This is a genomic window from Alloalcanivorax balearicus MACL04, from assembly GCF_025532145.1.
In the GTDB taxonomy this organism is placed as follows: Bacteria; Pseudomonadota; Gammaproteobacteria; order Pseudomonadales; family Alcanivoracaceae; genus Alloalcanivorax; species Alloalcanivorax balearicus.
The window spans coordinates 1-19964 of the sequence record NZ_ARXS01000033.1 but is presented as its reverse complement, the minus strand read 5'-3'; the positions used below and the strand labels follow the sequence as shown (position 1 = coordinate 19964).

The following is a 19964-nucleotide window of genomic DNA, read 5'->3' as shown; positions in this document are numbered from 1 at the left end:
AGATCAGCGCCGGTCAGCGCCCGGTCACGGCCGAATTCGCCGCTGCCGGTCCTAGGCGCCGTCCAGGCCGATCAGCGATAGGACTCGTCAATGACGAAAAGGAAAAGCTGTCCGACCAACTCTGCCTCTTGGGCGCTCTCGTGCTCCAGATCATCCAGATACTTGAGGAAGAGTATCCACTAGGTCTGTTCGGTGTAATCCAGCTCCGTGGCGCAACCCGCCTCTTTCCAGAGCACGCCGTCGATGTCGCGGAAGGTTTGTTTAAACATTTCATCCTAAGGTCAGTTGGCATTATGGCAAAGACTAGGCCTTATGGGCCAACGCAGAGTTCAGCAACAATTTTGTAGCGCAGCGAAGAAATTGTCCGACAGCAGCGCCTATTATGCCACCTCATGTTTTTGCACCCTTCTTTCGGGCCTTAACAGCGTCTACGATAGCCTTTAACGCAACGATGTCATTCCCAAGGTCTGTCGCGGTGGGAACCGCTGCCGCCTTAGCAGACGATGGATCGTGTGCTGTCACAACGTCGCAACTACGCTTATGCAGTTTTGCAATGGCTTCATATTCAGCGTGATCGAAACCGACAACTTTTTCAAGAGAGTCGACCTTAATCCAGTCCCGATATCTCTTCACAACTCCATTGAATACAACATCTTGGATGATGCGCTCGAGCGTCGCTCGCAACCGATCATATTCGTGCCGCATCGCGGTAATTTCTGTTTCACCCGGGTACGGCGGCCACGCTTTGGCAAGCTTGCTCTGCGCCTGTTCGAGAGCGTTGATTCGTGCTTTGTATCCCTGATGGTCCCAAGGGAGGCCTTCATTCACATAGCCAGGGGAGCCATCTTTCCACTCCAAAAACGATGTTGAGCTGGGGACCGCAGCGGCCTCGATTTCGTCACGAAGCTGACCAAGAAAAGAGGTATCATGAGTGAACACGACTACCTGTCGCTTCTTGGATTCCTCTACCAACCTGCGGGCAACATTGCGCCGCCGCCAGTGATCCAAAGATGAAACAGGGTCATCCAGAACAATTCCACACGAGTGGTTAGCGAGGGCCAGCTCCGCAAAAAATGCGCCCAGCGCGATAGCTCGTTGCTCACCTTCACTAAGTATCTCATCGATTTTTCTTGTAACCGGAAGATCAAGCAACAGCTGATGGTACATCTTCCCGCGACTGCTACGTTCCTTTAGCTTCGCTTTAATATGTCCGATACCTAGGGCGTGAAATTCAGCGTTGAGGGCTTTTCTAAGTTCTTCAGTGACCGCAACCGTAGCAAATTTCTTAGACTTATTCGAAATCGAGCCTGTCTTCAGATCTGATCTGCATTTCTCGAGCGCAGACCTTCGTTTCATTCTACCAATCAACTCCATTATAGCCTTCAAACTCATAGACAAATCTTGTCTAGCAGAAAGCTCGTTAAGTTCCTTCTCGAGCTCTTCCCTCTTCGCTTGGTCAGACGCTTTCACCAGCCTCCGATAGGTCCTGAGTTGTTGCGCGGCAAGTCGCCGAATTCGTGCTATTGGAGATTCAACAAGAGCAGGGACATCAGTCCAGTTATTTGTTACGAGGCATTGGAGCATCGCATGCCGACGAGTCTTAATCGACGCTTGAAAAGCGGTGATTATTTGATGGATAGAGTCATCCAGTTCCTTTAATTCATCGCTAAGGGCGGCATCAGCGACGATATGGAGATCAGCCGTCTCTATCTTCTCCTTAGCTGTTTCAACCATATTGCGAGCCATGTCGGCGCTCTTTGCAACATCGTCTTGAATATACCGGTCAAACCTTTTTAGGCGGTTAATCGCTGATTCTGGCATGCTTTCTTGACACAAAGGGCAAGCATCACCTTCAACAGATGGCGGAAATATTTCCTGCGGGTATGCAGCTTCCGTCGAGTAGCGCCTAGCGGCTTCAAAGAGAAGCTTCCAAGCCTGATCTCCGGTTCCTTCAAGCAGTTCTTCACCAGAGCGTAAAGCGTCGGCCGCTGCTTTCTCCGCGTCCTCAGCTATAACTTTCTCCTCTGCGAGCTTCTTAAGCTTTTCAACCGCTCCAACGCTGACCCAAATCAACGGTTTTGACAGCTTATCAGCGTAGGACTTGAGTCTCATCGCTGAACGGCGGGTTTCCTCGGCCTTGGCCAAAGGGTTTTGTTCCTTGAGAGTAGCTTTGAGCTCAGCAATTCGGTTGGTGTCGTTCCCTGTGAGAGTTCCGAGCGCAGTAATCGCATCCGTCTCTGATTTAGCGGAGAGGTTCTTGATTGCTTTTCCAACCTCTGTTTCTCCGAGGAGATGCTCGTAAGGAAGTTTGCTAACGTCGATTCCTTTGATTTCCGTTTCAAGTTTCTCTGATATTCTCGGAAGAACTTGGTTCGCCAGGTTCTCCACAATATCAAGTCCATAGGGGAGGTAAGCAACATTTTGCTCTGTTGTAATATATGAGCGAGCGCACTTTGAATCAAAGACGGATATTGATGAAAGACAGTCTGGAGGAGTAGCGTCACGCGACCATTCAACCTCAAGTAGAGTGCCCCCTACTTTCACGTCAAACTTTCCTCTTGGCTCCATGCTGGCGACCACTGGATCATTTGCATTCGGATGGATCGGTTCAGATTGATCTCTCGCCCGGCAGGCCCTCTTGATAACTCGAGCGTAGCCTGACTTACCTGATCCGTTTCCTCCATAGATCACGGTCATTCCATCTTCGGAGAAGGAAAGGGCGTGGCCATTTGGAATTTGGTTGACATTTTCTAGGTCGCGCAGACCAGCGAGAATGACGGTCTCCCCCGGAGCCAATTCCGTAGGAAGATGCTCATTTACCAATGGCATTGGCTCCAATGTATCGTCGGCCTCTATCCCTTTTTCCTTTTTAAGAAGCGAATAAAGCTCGTCGTAATCCGATTCTATTAAGCCACTTTCTTTTTGGAAGAGGCGACGACATGCATCCCTTTGCCATGATGGAAGGGATTCGGTCCATTTGAGTATGTCGTTAAGGAGTGCCATGTGGATTCCAACGTGATTAAATTATTGTTTTCCGTAGAGCCTTCTTCATCTTGCATAGCAGGCATTAGAAATACCGGCTCGAATATCCAATGAAGGCGCCAACTTCATATCAAAGACATCGACTTTATACCTTCATTATAAAAAACCAGAAAATTCAATGAGTTACAAACTCGCCGGATCACTATTCCTGGCATTGCCACCGTAGCCAGCAAACCGACTAATACTCACTATCACTTACAATACCTTCGGTTTAGGCGGAAAAACTTCTTCCAGCCTGGATTTCATCTGTTGGGTTAGTCGGCCGATACCCAGTGCCTGGCAGAACTCCGTGAACTGCCCCGCATCGCCACAAGCCGCCAGGATCTCGTTGATTTCCTCGGCACAGATATAATCGAGCTTTTTGGTTTCATCGTCTCTTCCCTGGGTACGGGCAAATCGCTTGGCGGCCGTTTCGCTCGTCTCAGGCCAGTGGAAGCTGCCCACGCCCTCCTGGGTCACCGCACGATGCTGTTCCGCGATCTGCATGACTCGGTCCTTGATCTGCCGGCCCGCCCGCTGGAAGCCATGTTCGCGGGCGATTCTGCGAACCAGCACCTCCTCATGAATAGGGCCTTCCAGGTCGATGACATGGAGCACCATCTCCTTGAGCAGGTCATCATAGGTGGGCTGGTAGAACAACTCCGGATCGGCCTGGAAGCCAGCCAGATTAGCACGGACGTACCGATTCACGATGCCGTCCGGATCGGTTGCGATAGCTCCTTTGGGCGATGGCGTCTGAGAAAGCCCACCTTTGGCCTGTTTGGCCTGATCAGTCGATTCGACCTTCTTGACTCGATCCGCCCGTATGGCCTCAAGGTGTCGGTTCAGAGCCTGGTCCAGCTCTTCCAGCGCCTTGCTTCGGTTCGTCCACCAGTCCGTTGACCACACGCGGAACAGGGTCCATCCCAGCCCTTCCAGGACACCTTGACGGATTTTGTCTCGTTCTCTGGCATAGGCGGAGCTATGGTACATGGCGCCATCACATTCAATCCCGGCGAGATAGAGGCCAGGCAGATCCGGGTGGACGACACCCATGTCGATCCGATAGGCGGAGACCCCGATTTGCGGATGCACGGTCCAGCCTTTGTCCTGTAGCCCTCGGGCCACCGCCACTTCAAAGGGCGACTCGAAATCCCCTATCGAACCGTGGACGGCTTCGCCGAGGGCGGGCGCGCCCCGCTCCGCGTATTCAAGGAAGTGCTTCAGGTCCGCCACCGCACGGGCCTGGGTGCGGGCGAGATCGATACGCTCCGGCGGCATGGTGGAGAACACCATCATTTCGGAGCGTGCCCGGGTCATGGCGACGTTCAAACGTCGCTCGCCGCCGGTGCGGTTGAGGGGGCCGAAGTTCATGGTCACGTGGCCGGCCTCGTCGGGGCCGTAAGTGATACTGAACAGGATCACGTCCCGCTCATCCCCCTGCACGGTTTCCAGGTTCTTCACGAACACCGGCTCCAGCGTATCTTCTTCCGAGAAGGCCCATTCAATGGAGGGGTCCTCAGAACGTGCCGTGTCGAGCAGGTTTTCAATCAGGCTTTGCTGCTCGGTATTGAACGTCACCACACCAATGGACTGACCGCGTACCGCGGGATCCGCCGACGTCAGGCGACGGACGATCTCCGCCACGATGGCTTTGGCTTCGCCCTGGTTATGGCGCGCCTTGCCACGGGCATAAAACCCCTCCGCCCGCACCAGCGAGACCCCTTTATCCGGATGAACCGGTGCGGGAAAGGTCACCAGCGAGCTGTCGTAGTAGCGGCTGTTGGAGAACGCAATCAGGCTCTCGCGGCGGGAGCGGTAATGCAGATTCAATATCCGCTGCGGGATGCTGGCGCCGATCAGCTCATCGAGGATACTTTCAAGATCCCCTTCCCCATCAAAGTCCCCTTCCGGGTCATCATCGGAACGGGAGAAGAAGTTAGTGGGCGGCATCTGCTTGGGATCGCCGGCCACGATCACCTGTTTACCCCGGGCCAGTGAGCCCACCGCATCCCAAACGGTGATCTGGGAGGCCTCGTCGAAGATCACAACATCGAACAATGCCTGCCCGGCGGACAGAAACTGCGCGATGGAAAGCGGAGACATCATCAAGCAAGGCGCCAGCGTGGTCACCACGTCCGGGATGGTCTCCATCATCTCCCGCACCGGCTTGTGCCGGGTCTTTTTCTGCAGCTCGTGACGAAGGACGCCCCAGGACGAGTTTTTCCTGGTGCCCTCCTGATCCGGGATTTCCCCGGCCAGGTTGGCGGCGATGTATTTGGCGGTCAGGTCACTGAACCGGGTATCCAGCTCCCGGAAATTCTCGATCGCCGCCTCATGCTCCGGCGACGAGAACGTACGCAGTGTGTCGTCTTCACCAATGACGGCGGAGGACCACCAGCCGCAGTAAGCCGCCTCGAACACGGCTTCGATCCGGTCGGCGGCTACCGCGCCAGTTTCGATAGCCTCCACCAAGGGGCCAAGCTGCAAGTCCAACGCCTCGGAGCGACGACGCACCCAGGCGCACCAGTCCCTCAGGACTACCTGGTGATCCACGATCTCCGCGCATTGCGTATCCACTGCCTCCAGGACGGGGACGTCGGCAGGCAAGCGGCTTTCCAGCGACGCGCCGACCAGCTCCTCAAAACGGGCTTTCAGAGTATTGAACGTCTCGAGCGCGGCTTTGAACTCATTGATTGCCCGACCGACCGATGCCTCCGGCGCCAACAGGTCGTTGGCGTCATAAAGCAGGGTACGGATCTTGCCACGCATGGCCGCCAGGGACTCCGCATCGTCCGCCAGCTTGCCGACGGCCACCCGGGCCCGGGAACCGAGCTGCTTCAAGGCCGCCATGGCCTCCGGGTCCGAATTGTAGGAATCCCACTCCCGCAGCCCCTTGAGGACCCCGTCCAGGCGGTCGATGTTGCCCCCGGTTTCCCGCAACTGCTTGAGCACCGGGATATCATTATTCGGGTCCGGGACGCCCTGGGCCCCACCCTCTCGCATTTGCTTGATGACCTTGCGCTTGGCGAACCAGCTCTTGGGCCACCAGGTTTCATTGGCGTCCCCCCAGGCCTTACCCAGATCCACCGCATCGAGCTTCTTCCAGGCCAACGCCTCATAGTTACAACTGAGCTCGGCCTGAGTAGCGATATAGGTCTTCAACTGCGAGACCGCTTCTTCCAGGGCATCGAGACGATCCGACGCACCCGGCTCCAGAGCGAAGGACGCCTGCTGGCGATAGGCATCCAGCAGCACCTGGCCACATTCGGCCATTGCCGACAGCTTGGCCGGATTCACCACGCCCAGGCTGATGCCAAGGGCTTTTGTCAGCGCGTCGAGATGGGTCCCCAGGGCATCCGCACTGGCCTGCCACTTCCTGGCGACACTGACCAGCTCTTCCTGCCATTGCGGCCGCCAGTCGTAATTGCTGACCACACTCAGTGGGTGATCCACCAGATCACCGACAGCCCCGGCCTGAACGCTCAACAGCGCGGCCATCTCCCGTAGCTGTTGCAGCTGCTTGTTGTCGTGGTAATCCGCGTTGGGCCAGCTCAGCTTTACTCTGGCGGCCAGATCACCGTCACGAACCTTCACGCCGATGGCGTAGTGCGCGGTCAGTCCGTTACGGCGCCGCTGATGCAAGGCATTTACGACGTGATTGAGGCGATCACGCAGGACCTTCAGGTGCTCGCCCTCGGCTTTCCAATCGGTGTCCGACGACTGGGACGCGCTGTTCCAAGAGGTGCGCAGCTGGTCCAAGACATCGGCCTTCTTTGCCTTATTGGAATGCAGTTGCAGACAGAACTGACCGAGGCCGATGTCGCGTAGCCGCCGATGCACCACTTCCAGCGCCGCGGTCTTCTCGGACACGAACAGCACCTTTTTACCCTTGCCCAGCATGTGGGCGATCAGGTTACTGATGGTCTGGCTCTTGCCCGTGCCGGGCGGGCCGATGATCACGAAGTCCTTGCCACGATCCGCCGTGGCAATGGCCGACATTTGCGAGGCATCCGCCGGTAGCGGCGTCAGCAGATCCGCCGGTGTGTACTCCCGGTCGATGTCCTTGGCGTCCACGAAGCGGATATCACTTCCATAAGCTTCGCGGGGGGTATCCAGCAGATGCTTGACCACCGGGCCTTCCTTCAGCGCCTCTGAGCGGTCCACCAGGTCTTTCCACATCAGGTACTTAGCAAAGGAAAAGTGGCCCAACACCACGTCTTCCACCACCTCAAAGCCCGGCACCTCCTTGATGGCCTGACGCACCCGGGTCCAGATACCGGTCACGTCCACCCCGCTCTCGTCCTCGGGCAGAGCGCCACTCAAGCCGTGAATATCGATGCCGAAGTCCTTCTTCACCATCTCCAGCAAAGTGGTATTGAAACGCGGCTCATCGTCATTCGCGACCATCTTCACGCCGCCGCGTACGGATTTTCGCTCCAGGGAGACCGGCAACAGAATCAAGGGCGCCCGGTAACGACGGCTGTCCTTATCTTTCGGCTTCCACAACAGGAACCCCACCGCCAGAAACAGGGTATTGGAGCCGCCCTCCTTCAGAGAGGTCTGCGCCTTTCGATAGATCTCCACCGCCCGTTTTTCCAGCTCCTCCTGGGTCAGTTCGACCAGCACTTGCTTCTTGGCCAGGGCATCACGGGCATAGACCTCCTTCAATTCCTCGCCGGTACGCTGACGGTGGATGTCCTCGTCCTGATCCTGGCTCTGGAGCCGGGGAAACGGTGCGATGGAGATGCGAGCACCGGTCGCCAACATATCCTCTAGCGCTCCCGGATCATCGCAGACCAACGTCAGGTTGCTCTTGTTGGGCCTTTGATTGAGTAGAGGGTTGCGGGCGGACAGATCCAGCAGCTTGCGCTGCCAGCGTTCCAATCGATTTTCGGGTCCCTCCGGTCTTTGAGGGCCCGGCGTCCCAGGGGGAAGAGGTGGTGGTGGGTCTATTATAACTCCGGCCCCTGTCTGCCGTTTACCAACTGGCCCACTCGGTTTGTTCGGCTCGGGCAGTGTCAAACTAATTGGGTTGATGCGATGAGCCCGAGCTCGACGTATATCGACAGCTGCCACAAATTCATGATCTTTATCCAGCGAAACAGTCTTCTCTCCAATATCCACAGCTCTAGAGAAAGGCACCACCGGCTGGTTAGCCAGAAGCGTCGTTTCGATCAGAATCAATTCTTTCAACGGTAGGCGTTGGCGCAAAATCTCTGCATCGTCGGCTATGATGCTGGATAACTCTTGCTGTTCAAGCCATACACCAACCAGTGCATGCCCCTTTGTGAGTACGATCAACGGATTTAGCTGTGCTTGTTCCAGAGCGGCGGCGAATAACAAGGTCGTGTCCAGACATGTGGCCAACTTGCTGTCTTCGACATGGCTCGGCAGCCGCACCTTCTGACCGTCGTTTTCAAAGCTTGCCGGGGGCAAGGCGTAGCTTAAATGCATATTGGCTATGGCGGCATAAATAGCATTTGCTAACATCCATACTCGTTCACGGCTGCCAGTGGTGTAGCCATCAATGCCGTCTGGTTTTCTAGCTTTACGCAGAATCTGACTGGCCTGCCCCAGCAAACGGTCCACCGCGGGATCATTAGGAGTACAAAAGGCCGCCAACAACTCCGACATATAGCCCGCTCCACCCCACTCATTACGGGCCAGCAACTCCACCGTGATCGATGATTCAGCCCGCGCCTCGCCACCCTGCAAGACACGAATCGTCACTGTGCCCCGCATGGATTCCGTCAACCCAAACAGAAACCCGCCATCCAGCTCCAGGTCACGGTCTTTCATCGCGAGCATCCCTCCCGCAGAAAGACGATCCACCGTCCAGGTCTTTGACTTCACAAACCCCGGCGACGCTTCCAGAACAATGGAGAGATCCGACAGATCCTGCTCCGCGTCGAGGTTCTCTATCCGCAATTCCCGCAGCACCGCGAAGGCGCTCTGGTGGCAAGCAAAGTTGATCTTTTCCACCAGGGTCGCGTGGATCTTGATTTTTGACGTTTCCTGGTCAGCCATGGCCGTCCCCTCCCAACCGAACATTATCGAGCATCAACTGACCGCTTTTTGTGCTGGCGGAGTCAACCCCGGTTTTTGCCAGAACGACTATATGAGCCCCTAAGAAAGTCATCCCTTTAATTCTTCCACATCCCGGGCAATCACGCCCATATCCCGCCAGTTATCCGGATGACAGGTAAACAGCAGCATCTGATGCCGTTGTCCGGCGTCGTAGAGCACACGCTTCATGGCTATCAGTCGCTCGGCGTCGCTATGGACCAAGGCATCATCCAGAATGATCAAGGTCGGTCTGCCCGCTTCGAGCAGCAGATCCGCATAGGCCAGCCGGCTGACCAGGGCCGTCTGCTCCCGGGCGCCGAAGCTCAGTTCCTCGAACTTTCCCCGCTCTTCACCGCCCAGCCCCTGGCGAATCAGTACTTCCGGGATAAGATTTTCATCCACGGTGAGGCTGGCTTCCGGGAACAGGAGCTGAAGGTAGCGGTTCAGGTGCCGCTGCAGGGGAGCCTGCAGCTGGCGCGTCAGTTCCAGACGATGCTCTGTCAGCCGGGTGAGCAGTAGATCCAAGGCCTTGGCCCGGCGTTCCAGCTCACGCCTTCGGCGGTTTGCCCGATCCAGCTCGGTTTCCAGCTCGGCACTTTGCTCTTCCAAGCCTTCCGCGCCGGCCGCCTCCAGGAACGCTTGGATTTTTATCAGGTCCCGATTTCGGTTTTCTTGCTGCTGCTCCGCCGCATCCGCGCTCTTGTTGAAGCGCTCGAAATCCTGTTCAAGGACATCTGGCTGCGCCTGATCAATCTGCTTTTCACGCTCCGCGAGCCGCTCTTTGAGGCCACTTTCCTTCAAGCGCAACTCAATCAGTCGATCGCTAGCCTGTTTTTCGCGCTGTTTCCGGTCCGGGGCCTGCAACTCGTTATTAAGACGCTCCCACTCCTGTTTGGCACGATTGAGCGCCTGCTCCGCTAATGACAAATCACCCGTGAGCTTCTGCCTAGCCGCTTCCGCCGACTCAAGGACCTGTTGCGCGGATTCGAGTTGAGCCTCGGCAAGCGACAGGGGCGAGCTATTGTCATCTTGCTCTGGAAGAGCCTGTATTTGAGAGGCCAGCTCATCCTTACGCGCCTGCCTTAACCGCAAGCGATCAGACAGGGCCTCCAGGCCCTCTGGCGCGGACTCTTTGAGCAACGATTCATCACGCTGAATAGCCTGCTTTAACTCCTGCAGCTGCTTAAGCCGACCTTCTGCCTCTGCCAGGGAAGTCACACGTAGCCGGGACAGCAAGCTCTCTTGGTCGTCGGTCAGGTTCTGCCGGGCCCGTGCTATCTCGGCAACATCCTCACCGCCCGGCAGCACCCGCAAGGTCCCCACGCCTTCGATGGCCACCTCACCCGGCTCAATGAGCAGATGCTCACTCCGCCCAACCACCCTCTCACCATTCAGGGTGATGCTCTGATCATCGGTCAGGTCGATTTGCAGTCGAGTCGCCACTGCATCCTGCTGGATAGCCAGGTGGTCCAGCTCCGACGTAACGCCTTTCAGGCGCTCAACCGCTTGCGGATCAATTTCCAGGGATTGCTGCTTCTGACGGTTTTCCAGAAGGACAGAATGTAACTCCCGCGCTCGTGCCAGTTTGGCCGTATCGCTTTCCAGATCCGCCTCGATCCCTTGCAGCTCGCGAGCCAACTCCTTGCGTTGTTGATGCTGTTGCGCAAGCTTTAATGTCTTGCGAGCAGCCTTATGCGCCTGCCCCGCCTCTGCAACTGCCTTCTCGTGACCTGGCTTTCGAGTCTCAAGGTCGGCTTGTTTCTGCTCTGCCTCGCCCTTCTCTTCCTCGCGCCGCGCCAGCTCCGTCTGTTTGTCCTGAAACCCATTCAGTAGCTCTAACGTCGTCTGAATGCTGGTCTGACACTCTTCAAGGGCCTGCTGGTCACGATCCTGGTCTCTTTGCCAAGCCATGACTTCCGCCAGTCGGGCTTCCGCGTCTTTGGCCTGTTGGCGGTAGCTTTCCCAGAGACGATCCGTCTCGGCCCGGGCTTTCTCCTCTCTAAGCTGCCCCAAGCGATCCACTTGCTCGCGGTATTGCCGGACGCGGTCCTGCAGTGCTTCAAACTGCTCCTGAAGCCTGTCCACTTCCGCAATCGCTTTCGCATAGTCGCCCGTTGTTTTGCCCGTTGCAGTCAGCAGCTTGGCTCTTTCCGCCGCAACCTGATTGATCAGCGCATCGCCCCTGCTGCTGGTCACTTCGCCAAGGTTACCGCCGAGGGCGGCCTTCAAATGCTCGCCGGCGAATTCCACGGGGCCCTGGATTTCCTCCCCTGACCCTTGCTCAACCCAAAGCAAGCCAGGAATACCCCAGTGCTTCTGCTGGCTAGCCCCTTTTCCAGCGTATTCATATCCGAGCAGGTTCGAGAGCCTTTCCTCTCCCTCATCCCCGCTATAGACAGTGCCGTCCACAGTCAGGTCACAGCGCTTTTTCTTGAGAAAGCTCTTCACCAGCTTCCAGGACTGGCCCTGCCACTCGAAGTCCAACTCCACGGTCGGTGCGGCCGCCGAATCGCCCCAGGGTTGCAGGTCGTTGACACTGGATGACTTATGGCGCTCGAAGAAAGCCGCCCGGATCGCCCGCACCAGAGTGGTTTTGCCGGACTCATTCGGGCCGATAAACAGGTTGATTCCGGGCTCGAGGTCTCGTATTTCAACCGGGTCGCGGAACTGGCGAAGCTGCTCGGCCTTGAGACGTAGCAGCCTCATGCGTCACCTCCGACGGCCTGCTTTTCGAGCAACATCGAAGCAAGAATCGCCATCGCCTCTCTGGCGATCTCACCGGCATCGCCGTTTTGCTCGTCACGCAGCTCACTGATCACCTCGCCGACGTACCCGTCGGCATGAAGGGCGGCGATATCCTCGTCGGTCGCCAGCAAACTCAGATCGGACAGGTCGTAGCGCAGGCTACGGAATCGAGCCTCGGCCACCGACAGCGAGCCCTCCAGTTGCTGTTTACCGAGCAAGGTGATTTCGCCTTCCAGGCGTAAGGCCACTACCGCCTTCTCCGGCTGTTGCTCAAGCTTCGCAATAAGCTGATCCAGATCCGACGAGACAGCCAAGCGCTCTGTCATCTGAATCCAGGGGTGCTGACCTGTCGGGCGGATTTCCACACGGGGCTCCGCGCCTGCCTTTGGAATATCAACCAACAAAACGTTGCCCGGGTCATTTCCCTTGAAGCGGTCTTGTTCCGGAGTGCCGCTATACCAGACGCGGAGGCTGATCTCCTTGGAGCCGTGCCAATCCCCGAGAGCCAGGTAATCCAGCCGGGCAGTGTCCGCCCGGTTGGCCGCAATCGGGTTGGGCGAGTCCACCTCTTCCGCGAGTATTCCCTGGACGCTGCCGTGGGCGAGGCCGATTCGCAGCAGTCCCAGAGGGGTCTCTGCCTGATCAAACCAGCCTGTCAGGTCGGTCTGAGTGTGACGCTGGGTCAGAGGTGCCGGCAGGACGGCGAAACCTGCCTCGGCGAACTCCAGTACCTTGGGCCTCAGGGCTAGATGGGCGTTATCCGGCACGGCCCCAAGGCGCTGGGCGCGCGTCCAAACACTTTCCGCCAGAGCCGCGTCGTGATTACCCGGAATCAGAATCCATGGACCGGTGTAGGGGCTCATCGCATTGAACAGGCGCCGGATGGTTCTGTCTGAAACCGTCTGCGCGTCAAAAACATCGCCCGCGACCAGCACCGCGTCCACAGCTTCTTCACTGGCTAAATCGGCGATCCGCTCAATGACGGAGAGACGGGCCTCGGCCAGCGCTACCGCGTCATCGGGTGCGAAATTGGAATACTGACGGCCCACCTGCCAGTCAGCGGTATGAAGAAATCGAGACATCTCTATCTCCTTCCACTGCCTGAGCCTTTTCTTGATGCCGCTCAGGCTCAGGCCAACGCATATCCATCACCCTTCACCTCAAACAACCGGATAACTCGCAGCTCCCCAGAGCGTACGGGGGTTATCCATCATGATTTCAATCACCACCGGTACCAGATCCGCCAGCATCGCCACGCAGTCGCGGATTTGGTCGCGGTTAACGCGGCCGTTCCAGGTAGCGCCACCATGAATGATCTGGTTGCGCAGGGTGTAGATGCGACCGAAAACAATGGTGAGCTTCAGCTCATCCACCATCACCAGCTGGGTCTACATCTTCCGGTTGCCGATCTGAGTGCCGTCCTCCGGCAGTTGGGCAAGGATGGCGGCCTTAATCTGCTCAATATTGCTCATCGGGTGGTTCCTGTGATGCGTTTGTCTGTGGGCTTTGCTGGCCAGTTGTCTGCCAGCCGCCAGCCAGCCACTGAGGCTGGTCGGGCAAAAGTGTCCTGCCGGCCTGGTTGGCCAGCATCTTTTCAAGACGGGCAGCAGCAAGCTCGAAAGCGGCCGTTGCCTCATGTTTGTCGGGGATCTGGCCATTTACCGAGCTGCGGGCTGTCACCAGCCAATCACTCGCCCAGGCGGGGTTGAGATGCGCCCGCTCGCTGTCAATGCTGATCAGGGCGAGCTCCTGGCGCGCACGGCGGCCGCGATCATTTTGCCAGCGGGCCACACCGGCAAACAGGGCCTGACCTTGCAGGCCGTCGGTAAGTGCCGCCGTGCCGCCAAAGTCGTAGCGCACAGCGATGTCCAGCAAACGGCGGAAGAACCAGTTATCCATGTTGATCGGCATCCAATCCTGGTTGCGCGCCGCCAACATGCGGTCGAAGGTGATTTTCCAGCGGGTCTTGCTGACACCGAAGCTTTCGCGTAGTGCCTCGGGCAAGCGCAGGTCCCACACCAGGTTCTTGTGTGTGCGCTCGACGATGTCGATGCCCAACAGGTTCGCCATGCCTTCGACAAAGGCCTGCAGGTGAACAACGGTGATTGCCAGCTCACCACGGGTTTCCTCAGGGTCGAAGCCCGCGGCATGCTGGAACAGTTCCTGCTGCTTGCCGGCCGCATCGCGGGCACGACCCAGTGCTTCATCGATACGCTCGGCGGTACGCTCTACACGCTCGCGACTGGCGGTGGCCAGCACCTCTTCAATATCCACCAAATCGGCGAGTTCGCCGAGAATGTCTTCCTTCATGGCTTCGTTGAATTCGTGGCGCTGGACCGTAGCCATGTCTTCAGCCACTCTGTCCAGCCGCTTATAGAGGATATCTAGAATCTGTTCATCGGCGCTGTCAGACTGGTGAACATTAAACACCACGACGCGGTTCTTCTGGCCATAGCGGTACAGGCGACCGATACGCTGCACCAGACGCATCGGATTCCAGGGCAGGTCATAGTTGACCATGATATAGCAGCGCTCTTGGAGGTTGATGCCTTCGCCGCCCGCTTCGGTGGAAACCAGGAACTGAGCGCCTGCTTCTTCCTCAAAACTGGTAATCGCCTCCCGGCGCTCATCCATAGCCATGCCGCCGTGGATGAGCACACTAGCTTGCTCACCAAAGCGCTGCTTGAGTGCGTCTTGCACCCAGGCCTGGGTGCTGCGGTACTCGGTAAAGATCAGGATCTTTTCCGACGAATTCTGGCCCAGGACAGTGCTTACAAGGCCGTCCATAAAGGCCTGAAGCTTGATGTCATGCTGGGCCAGGGCCCCGGCCTCGTCGATGAGGTCCTGCAAAAGCTCCTCCTCGCCGTCGAAGAAGGGGGTGGCCTGAGTCAGTTCGGCTTCCAGCTCCTCCAGTTCGCCCTGGTAACGCTCGTCCTCCTCGCGGCAACGTTGTTCCAGCAGTTCGCCTCGCAAGCGCGCCTGACGCCGAAGCAGCGCGGTATGGATAGCTGCCACGCTGGAGGCGGCCAGTTTCCTGTATACGGTCATCACAAAGCCAATAGCGCGGCTGGTGGTTCGACCATCTGCTGCTTCTGCCGCATAGCCACGGCGCAGGTAGCCACGCAGATTTTCATCAAAGGCCCGCGCCTGCTCGGAGAGTGGCACCTCGATCTGCTTCACGGTTTTGCCATGGAAAATGAACTTGCCCTCCATATCGGTGACATCCGCTTTGTAGTTGCGGAACACCATTTCGCCGATTATCTCGGGGTTGAGGGAGAGGGTATCGAACTCTTCCTTGCGTTCCGGGTGCAACAACTCCAGCAGCCCGACGAAGCTGTCCTGCTTACCCTGGTGCGGGGTCGCTGAGAGGAGCAGCACTGATTCAGTGTGTTGACGCAGTTTTTCGAGCATGTCATAGCGTTGGCTGGCATCGAGTTGATTACCATATTGACGGCGCGAGAGGCGATGGGCTTCATCGACAATGATCAGATCCCAAGACTCTGCCTGCAGGAGGGATTCTAGGTGTTTTTCCTGCTTCAGGCGGTCCATGGAGCCAATCACGTTGTCGTACATTTTCCAGTGACGGGGCTCATTGATAAGAAAGTCATCGCCGTAAATACGAAACTCATCCAGACCGAACTTTCCAGACATTTCCTCCTGCCACTGGCGGGTTAGACCGGCCGGGGTAATGATCAATACCCGGCGAGCCTCGTCCCGCTGTCGTAAGGCCGACAGAAGCAAACCGACTTCAACGGTCTTGCCGAGGCCGACGTCATCCGCGATCAGCCAGTTATATTGCCCGGAAGCCAGTATGTGGTGGACTAGGTGTATCTGGTGCGGCAAAGGGTCAATATCGAAGGTGGCGAGCGCGCCTGTATTTTCATTCCACAAGCGGGTTGCCCAGGCGAGAAGGCGTAGCCGCTGGCGTTCAGCGGCATCACCCTGCTCGAAGCGGACGGTATTGAAAGCGTGAGCGATCCCCCGCACCATGCGCAGGCGCTGCCAGGGTAGCCAGCGGCGCTCGCCTGCGTCCGGAAACTCAACGAGGACCTGAGCGAATCCGGCCACGTCGCGGGTGGCCACCACGACGCCCCAGCCCAACGACTGCTGTGCTCGGCTCACTGGCTCATGCAACACTTCCATTTTGGCAAGGAAACCGGAAGTCAATTCGTCGGCCCGGTGCCAGCTGGTGTTTTTCTTTCTCGGCCAATATACCTTGACCTTTTCACTTCCCTGCTCACCAACAGACCGCACCAAACCGGGCGACTGGCCCGCAGTATCCGTTTCCAGCCGAACGAAGGCATCGAGAACTGGTGTAATCATGATCACAACCACTCACTTTCCGGGATGACCGTATCAATGCTATAGCCAAAGGGGAAACGAGACCCCCCCAGTCGCCAACTGTCGTAATCGCCCTCATAGTCAGGGAACAGGTCGAAATCAACGTAGGGCGGCATCCGCTCACCACAGTTTTCGGCAACACGACGCATGTGTTCGATAACATTGTTCAGGTAATAAGCGAATATAGGAAACGCGTTCAGCATCCGGGGCGAGTCATTCCATTGCTGAAAGCAATCTTCCACAAACAGCAGGATTTCCTCGGCAGAGTCCGCCTGCAGCTCACGCAGAAGACGCAGAGCGAGCTGCCAGGAGACGTTCGGCCAGCCATCCTCCGCCTTTCCGCTGCGAAAACAACGGTTGTACCCCCCTCCACCCCACTGAAGCCGCAAGTCATGCATTATGGTCAGCTCATCCGGGGTGACGTCGTCTTTTATAAGCAGCTGACGCAGGGCCGCGCGGGTCTTAGCATTGCTGCGATGATGAAGCAGCACCTCAACCAGCTTCGCCAAATCATCGAGTGACCAGCCAGCCTCCGTGGCGAGCTCGGCGGCGACCTGCCGCGCCTTGCGGTAGTCGCTAACCACTGCGGCACTCACCGGAAGCTCTTCGAGTGTGTCCTCTTCAGAGGTATCCAGCGGATCGAAACTGAGGGTATGTATTACCCAGTCCGTGTCTTCGTCCGCCTGAGCAGCATCCTCAAGAGCGGGGGGGAGCTCATCCAGGTCCTCATCGTCGAGCAACGCGCCGCCTTCGCTCGAGGGGTATGAATCGTAATCACCTTCCAGCGGATCTGCAGTGGCTTTAGGTAGCACCTCCTGATCGCCATTCTGGCTCTCCTCACAGGCGGCGAAAAAAGCCAGGTCTTCCTCTGTAAAGTCCGCCCCGTCTTCTGACGCTACCTCATCATCGTCAGCCGTAATTAGGGGTAGCCCGCTGGGCGCCGGATCTGTCTCTCTCCTCGGCTCCGTGGGGGTACCAACCTGATCTGACGGGTTGGCATCGAAACCATACTCGTGAGCGAAGTCGAATTCGGCAGGGGTGTCAGTGCTGGCATGGATATGGTCGAGCTCGTCGACCCCCAGAGGCTCATCCAGCGGCTGTTCCGAGCCGCGTGCGCGCAACACACCCTGGCGGTCCATTTGAAGCGAAAGTCGCAACCAGTACGCCGCCCTCTCAGGCTGGCGGAGGTTCACGTATATGCGACCCAGCACAGTTGCCGCCTGGCGATCGGCGGGGCAGGAGTGCATATGCTCTTCGAGCATGTCCACAGCGGCCTGCCGGCGGCCTGCCCGGAACAGTTGTTCTGCTTGTTGAAGAATCGCGGTATTCATGATCAAGCCAGCCTTGGGTACTTCGCTTGACGCCATACCGACTTAGGGCAACCCATGTCCATCATCCTTCGTGTAAAACCACCGGATAACTCGCCGCTCCCCAGAGCGTACGGGGGTTATCCATCATGATGCCAATCACCACCGGCACCAGATCCGCCAGAATCGCCACGCAGTCGCGGATCTGGTCGCGGTTAACGCGGCCGTTCCAGGTGGCGCCACCGTGGATGATCTGATTGCGCAGGGTATAGATGCGGCTGAAGACGATGGAGAGCACGGCTGGGGTCTTCTGCCGAGCCAGAGCGGTGTGCGCCGCCTTCTTTGCACCATCAAAGCTGCGCTTCCACTGGGCCTCGGTCAGGACACCTTTCTGGTGGTCCCAGAAACAGGAGAACACATAGGGGTTGTCCAGCAGCACGCGGATGGCGTTCGGGTAGGCTTCCCACACCAGCTCATCGAGGCGCTTTTCGCCATCCAAGTCGCAGAGCTTTTCTAGGAAGGCGTTGAAGGTGGCTTGCTCGTTGAGATGAACGCGATCGTCGATGCCGGTGGCGTAGGCGGCGTTGAAAGCAATCCACAGGAAAATGAAGCGGCTGTCCGGGTCGGCTTCCTGCTCGGCACGGTCGAGCCAGCTCAGGGCCCGGTGGACACGCAGGGAAAGACTGTCCGGGTAGCCATGACGCTCCCGGCGTTGTCGGGTTTTCAGATTGTGGTGTCGGCTTTCCATGTTGCTGTCCCTTCTTGCCATGCCGTCCCCAATCGCGGCCTGGGGGCGCCTGTCTGGCGCGGGGCTTTTCGTTGTACGAGTGTGAACTTTATCACATACGTTGATTTGAGCTAGTCCGGCAGCTCCCACTTTCTTCGCGACAGGAACTGTCGCCCCCACCACTCATACTCTCATTATCGCATCCGAGCCGAATCATGTTCCGCCACCGGCCGGCGATGCCATTAGCAGACGACAAACAACCGGGATGGATAAGAACGATGCTCCACAATTCGATGCGAAGGATTCTCTCTCGCCACGGGGATTTCAGCACCACGGAACCAGCCATTGCATTCGGGATGACAATGAGAATGGGCGCCAAACGCCTCCACCGCCCAGGAGCCAACACCAACGCTGGCCAAGAAAGACCGCCCCTCTCTCCGTCTCTAAGCGCTATCTGGGGTGCGTTTCTTTATGAAGGATTGATGACATCGCGCCGCAACCCGGACCGGGCCCGGGATGTTCTTCTCCGCTGGAAAGACACACGCATGGCGTTGATCACCCATAGCAGTGGTTACCTGGCACGAATTTGGAACCGCCTTCCCGCCTGCCTATTGCACCTCCCCGGCACCGATGGCGTTTTCGAAGAGGAAGTGGTGGCGCGGTTTGGTGAGCTACTGGGTTACCACTTGATTTTGAACGGAGGCCAGTTGCCGGACGACGACGAGGCGGATGCCGTGATTAGAGGTCTGATAGACGACTTTTTGAAGTCAGGCTCCAGGGGCGGGGTAAAGCAAAGATGAGCTTCCGCTCTCCCGAATGCACCCCGCATATTCGGCTCCCGCGACACGATTTGTCGCGGCACCATGACACCATCGCCTTACCGGTATCCCTTCCGCCACAAGACCAAGGCGGAACGGCAAGAGCGCAGTTCTTGTGTGCTGGTTTTTTCGTATCGAAGCCGGTATAAATGTGATCCACGTCTCAGAAAGGACGTTGTTAAAGAACAACAGGGATATCCATGAACATGGCTTCACCCTCAGACACCCTAGCTAGAATGCTGGTTCTCTATGCCTTGATTCCTCGCAATGACGTAGGCATCAGCACCGGCACTCTGGAAGAAAAACTGCGGGAACGGGGCTTCCGGATCAGCGGACGCTCGGTGCAGCGGGATCTCAAGAAACTCGCTCAGTATTTCCCAATAGGCTGCCACGACGAGCAAACCCCTTATCGCTGGTTCAAAGCCGAGAATACGGATCTTGATCGCCCCGAATTAGCCCAAAGTCCACCGGGCGCTCTCGCCTATTACCTGGTCGAGCAGCATCTGGACAGGCTATTGCCTCAAAATGTGCTTGATTACCTGGCACCCCGATTCCGAACCGCCCGGCACTACCTGGAAGGTCTGAAGCAACACCCCATGCAGCAATGGAGCAAACGTGTGCGTAGCCTGCCCAACGGCAAGGCCTTGCTGCCCGCGACACTCCAACCCCAGGTCTGGGAGAGCGTCTCCACCGCCGTGGCGGAACAAAAGCAGCTGACGGTGACCTACCACAGTCGCAGCCAGTCCAAAGTCAACGAACTGATCCTCAATCCGGCCGGCCTGGTCAACCGCCACAGCATCACTTATCTGATTGCCAACGTGGACGGCTACCAGGACCTGCGCCGCTTCGCCTTGCACCGCATCCAGCAAGCCAAAGTGCTGGACACCAGCTCCACCATCGGCGAGTGTAACCATCCCCTAAAATCGGTGCATGCGT

At 57.5% G+C, this 19964-nt stretch carries 10 protein-coding genes; 2 read left to right on the top strand and 8 right to left on the bottom strand.

Annotated elements, in window-relative coordinates; translation table 11 throughout:
• Positions 1 to 390 precede the first annotated feature (390 nt).
• The 8 genes from MA04_RS19385 to MA04_RS19350 form a co-directional block, all read right to left on the bottom strand.
• Positions 391 to 3003: an AAA family ATPase gene (locus MA04_RS19385; RefSeq protein WP_262462307.1), complete on the bottom strand. Its 2613-nt coding sequence runs from the start codon at positions 3001 to 3003 to the stop codon at positions 391 to 393.
• A gap of 234 nt (positions 3004 to 3237) precedes the next feature.
• On the bottom strand, positions 3238 to 7908 hold the full coding sequence (locus MA04_RS19380) for a DUF3320 domain-containing protein (protein WP_262462306.1): 4671 nt from the start codon (positions 7906 to 7908) through the stop codon (positions 3238 to 3240).
• A 1251-nt stretch (positions 7909 to 9159) separates the two neighbouring features.
• On the bottom strand, positions 9160 to 11796 hold the full coding sequence (locus tag MA04_RS19375; RefSeq protein WP_262462305.1) for an AAA family ATPase: 2637 nt from the start codon (positions 11794 to 11796) through the stop codon (positions 9160 to 9162).
• A complete protein-coding gene (locus MA04_RS19370) occupies positions 11793 to 12917 on the bottom strand; it encodes a metallophosphoesterase family protein (protein ID WP_233925919.1) in 1125 nt (374 codons plus the stop codon). Before MA04_RS19370 ends, MA04_RS19375 begins: the two co-directional genes overlap by 4 nt.
• A gap of 78 nt (positions 12918 to 12995) precedes the next feature.
• Positions 12996 to 13211: a hypothetical protein gene (locus tag MA04_RS19365; protein ID WP_262462302.1), complete on the bottom strand. Its 216-nt coding sequence runs from the start codon at positions 13209 to 13211 to the stop codon at positions 12996 to 12998.
• Positions 13212 to 13293: 82 nt separating this feature from the next.
• On the bottom strand, positions 13294 to 16170 hold the full coding sequence (locus MA04_RS19360; RefSeq protein ID WP_262462300.1) for a helicase-related protein: 2877 nt from the start codon (positions 16168 to 16170) through the stop codon (positions 13294 to 13296).
• Positions 16161 to 17507 (bottom strand): hypothetical protein, encoded by a 1347-nt coding sequence (locus MA04_RS19355; RefSeq protein ID WP_262462298.1) that lies wholly within the window; start codon positions 17505 to 17507, stop codon positions 16161 to 16163. The genes MA04_RS19360 and MA04_RS19355 overlap by 10 nt, the downstream gene beginning before the upstream one ends.
• 61 nt (positions 17508 to 17568) lie before the next feature.
• Positions 17569 to 18231, bottom strand: a complete 663-nt coding sequence (locus MA04_RS19350) for a HEPN domain-containing protein (RefSeq protein WP_262462296.1) — start codon at positions 18229 to 18231, stop codon at positions 17569 to 17571.
• Positions 18232 to 18755: 524 nt separating this feature from the next.
• Here MA04_RS19350 and MA04_RS19345 point away from each other — a divergent pair.
• Complete coding sequence (locus MA04_RS19345) at positions 18756 to 19010, top strand: hypothetical protein (RefSeq protein ID WP_262462294.1); 255 nt, start codon at positions 18756 to 18758, stop codon at positions 19008 to 19010.
• Positions 19011 to 19234: 224 nt separating this feature from the next.
• Positions 19235 to 19964, top strand: a 730-nt coding sequence (locus MA04_RS19340) for a helix-turn-helix transcriptional regulator (protein ID WP_262462293.1), incomplete at its 3' end; no start/stop codon positions are given.

Coding starts and splice junctions, on each gene's coding strand:
- MA04_RS19345 (WP_262462294.1), top strand. CDS start 18,756: ATGGCGTTGATCACCCATAGCAGTGGTTACCTGGCACGAATTTGGAAC.
- MA04_RS19375 (WP_262462305.1), bottom strand. CDS start 11,796: ATGAGGCTGCTACGTCTCAAGGCCGAGCAGCTTCGCCAGTTCCGCGAC.
- MA04_RS19350 (WP_262462296.1), bottom strand. CDS start 18,231: ATGGAAAGCCGACACCACAATCTGAAAACCCGACAACGCCGGGAGCGT.
- MA04_RS19370 (WP_233925919.1), bottom strand. CDS start 12,917: ATGTCTCGATTTCTTCATACCGCTGACTGGCAGGTGGGCCGTCAGTAT.
- MA04_RS19355 (WP_262462298.1), bottom strand. CDS start 17,507: ATGAATACCGCGATTCTTCAACAAGCAGAACAACTGTTCCGGGCAGGC.
- MA04_RS19385 (WP_262462307.1), bottom strand. CDS start 3,003: ATGGCACTCCTTAACGACATACTCAAATGGACCGAATCCCTTCCATCA.
- MA04_RS19365 (WP_262462302.1), bottom strand. CDS start 13,211: ATGGTGGATGAGCTGAAGCTCACCATTGTTTTCGGTCGCATCTACACC.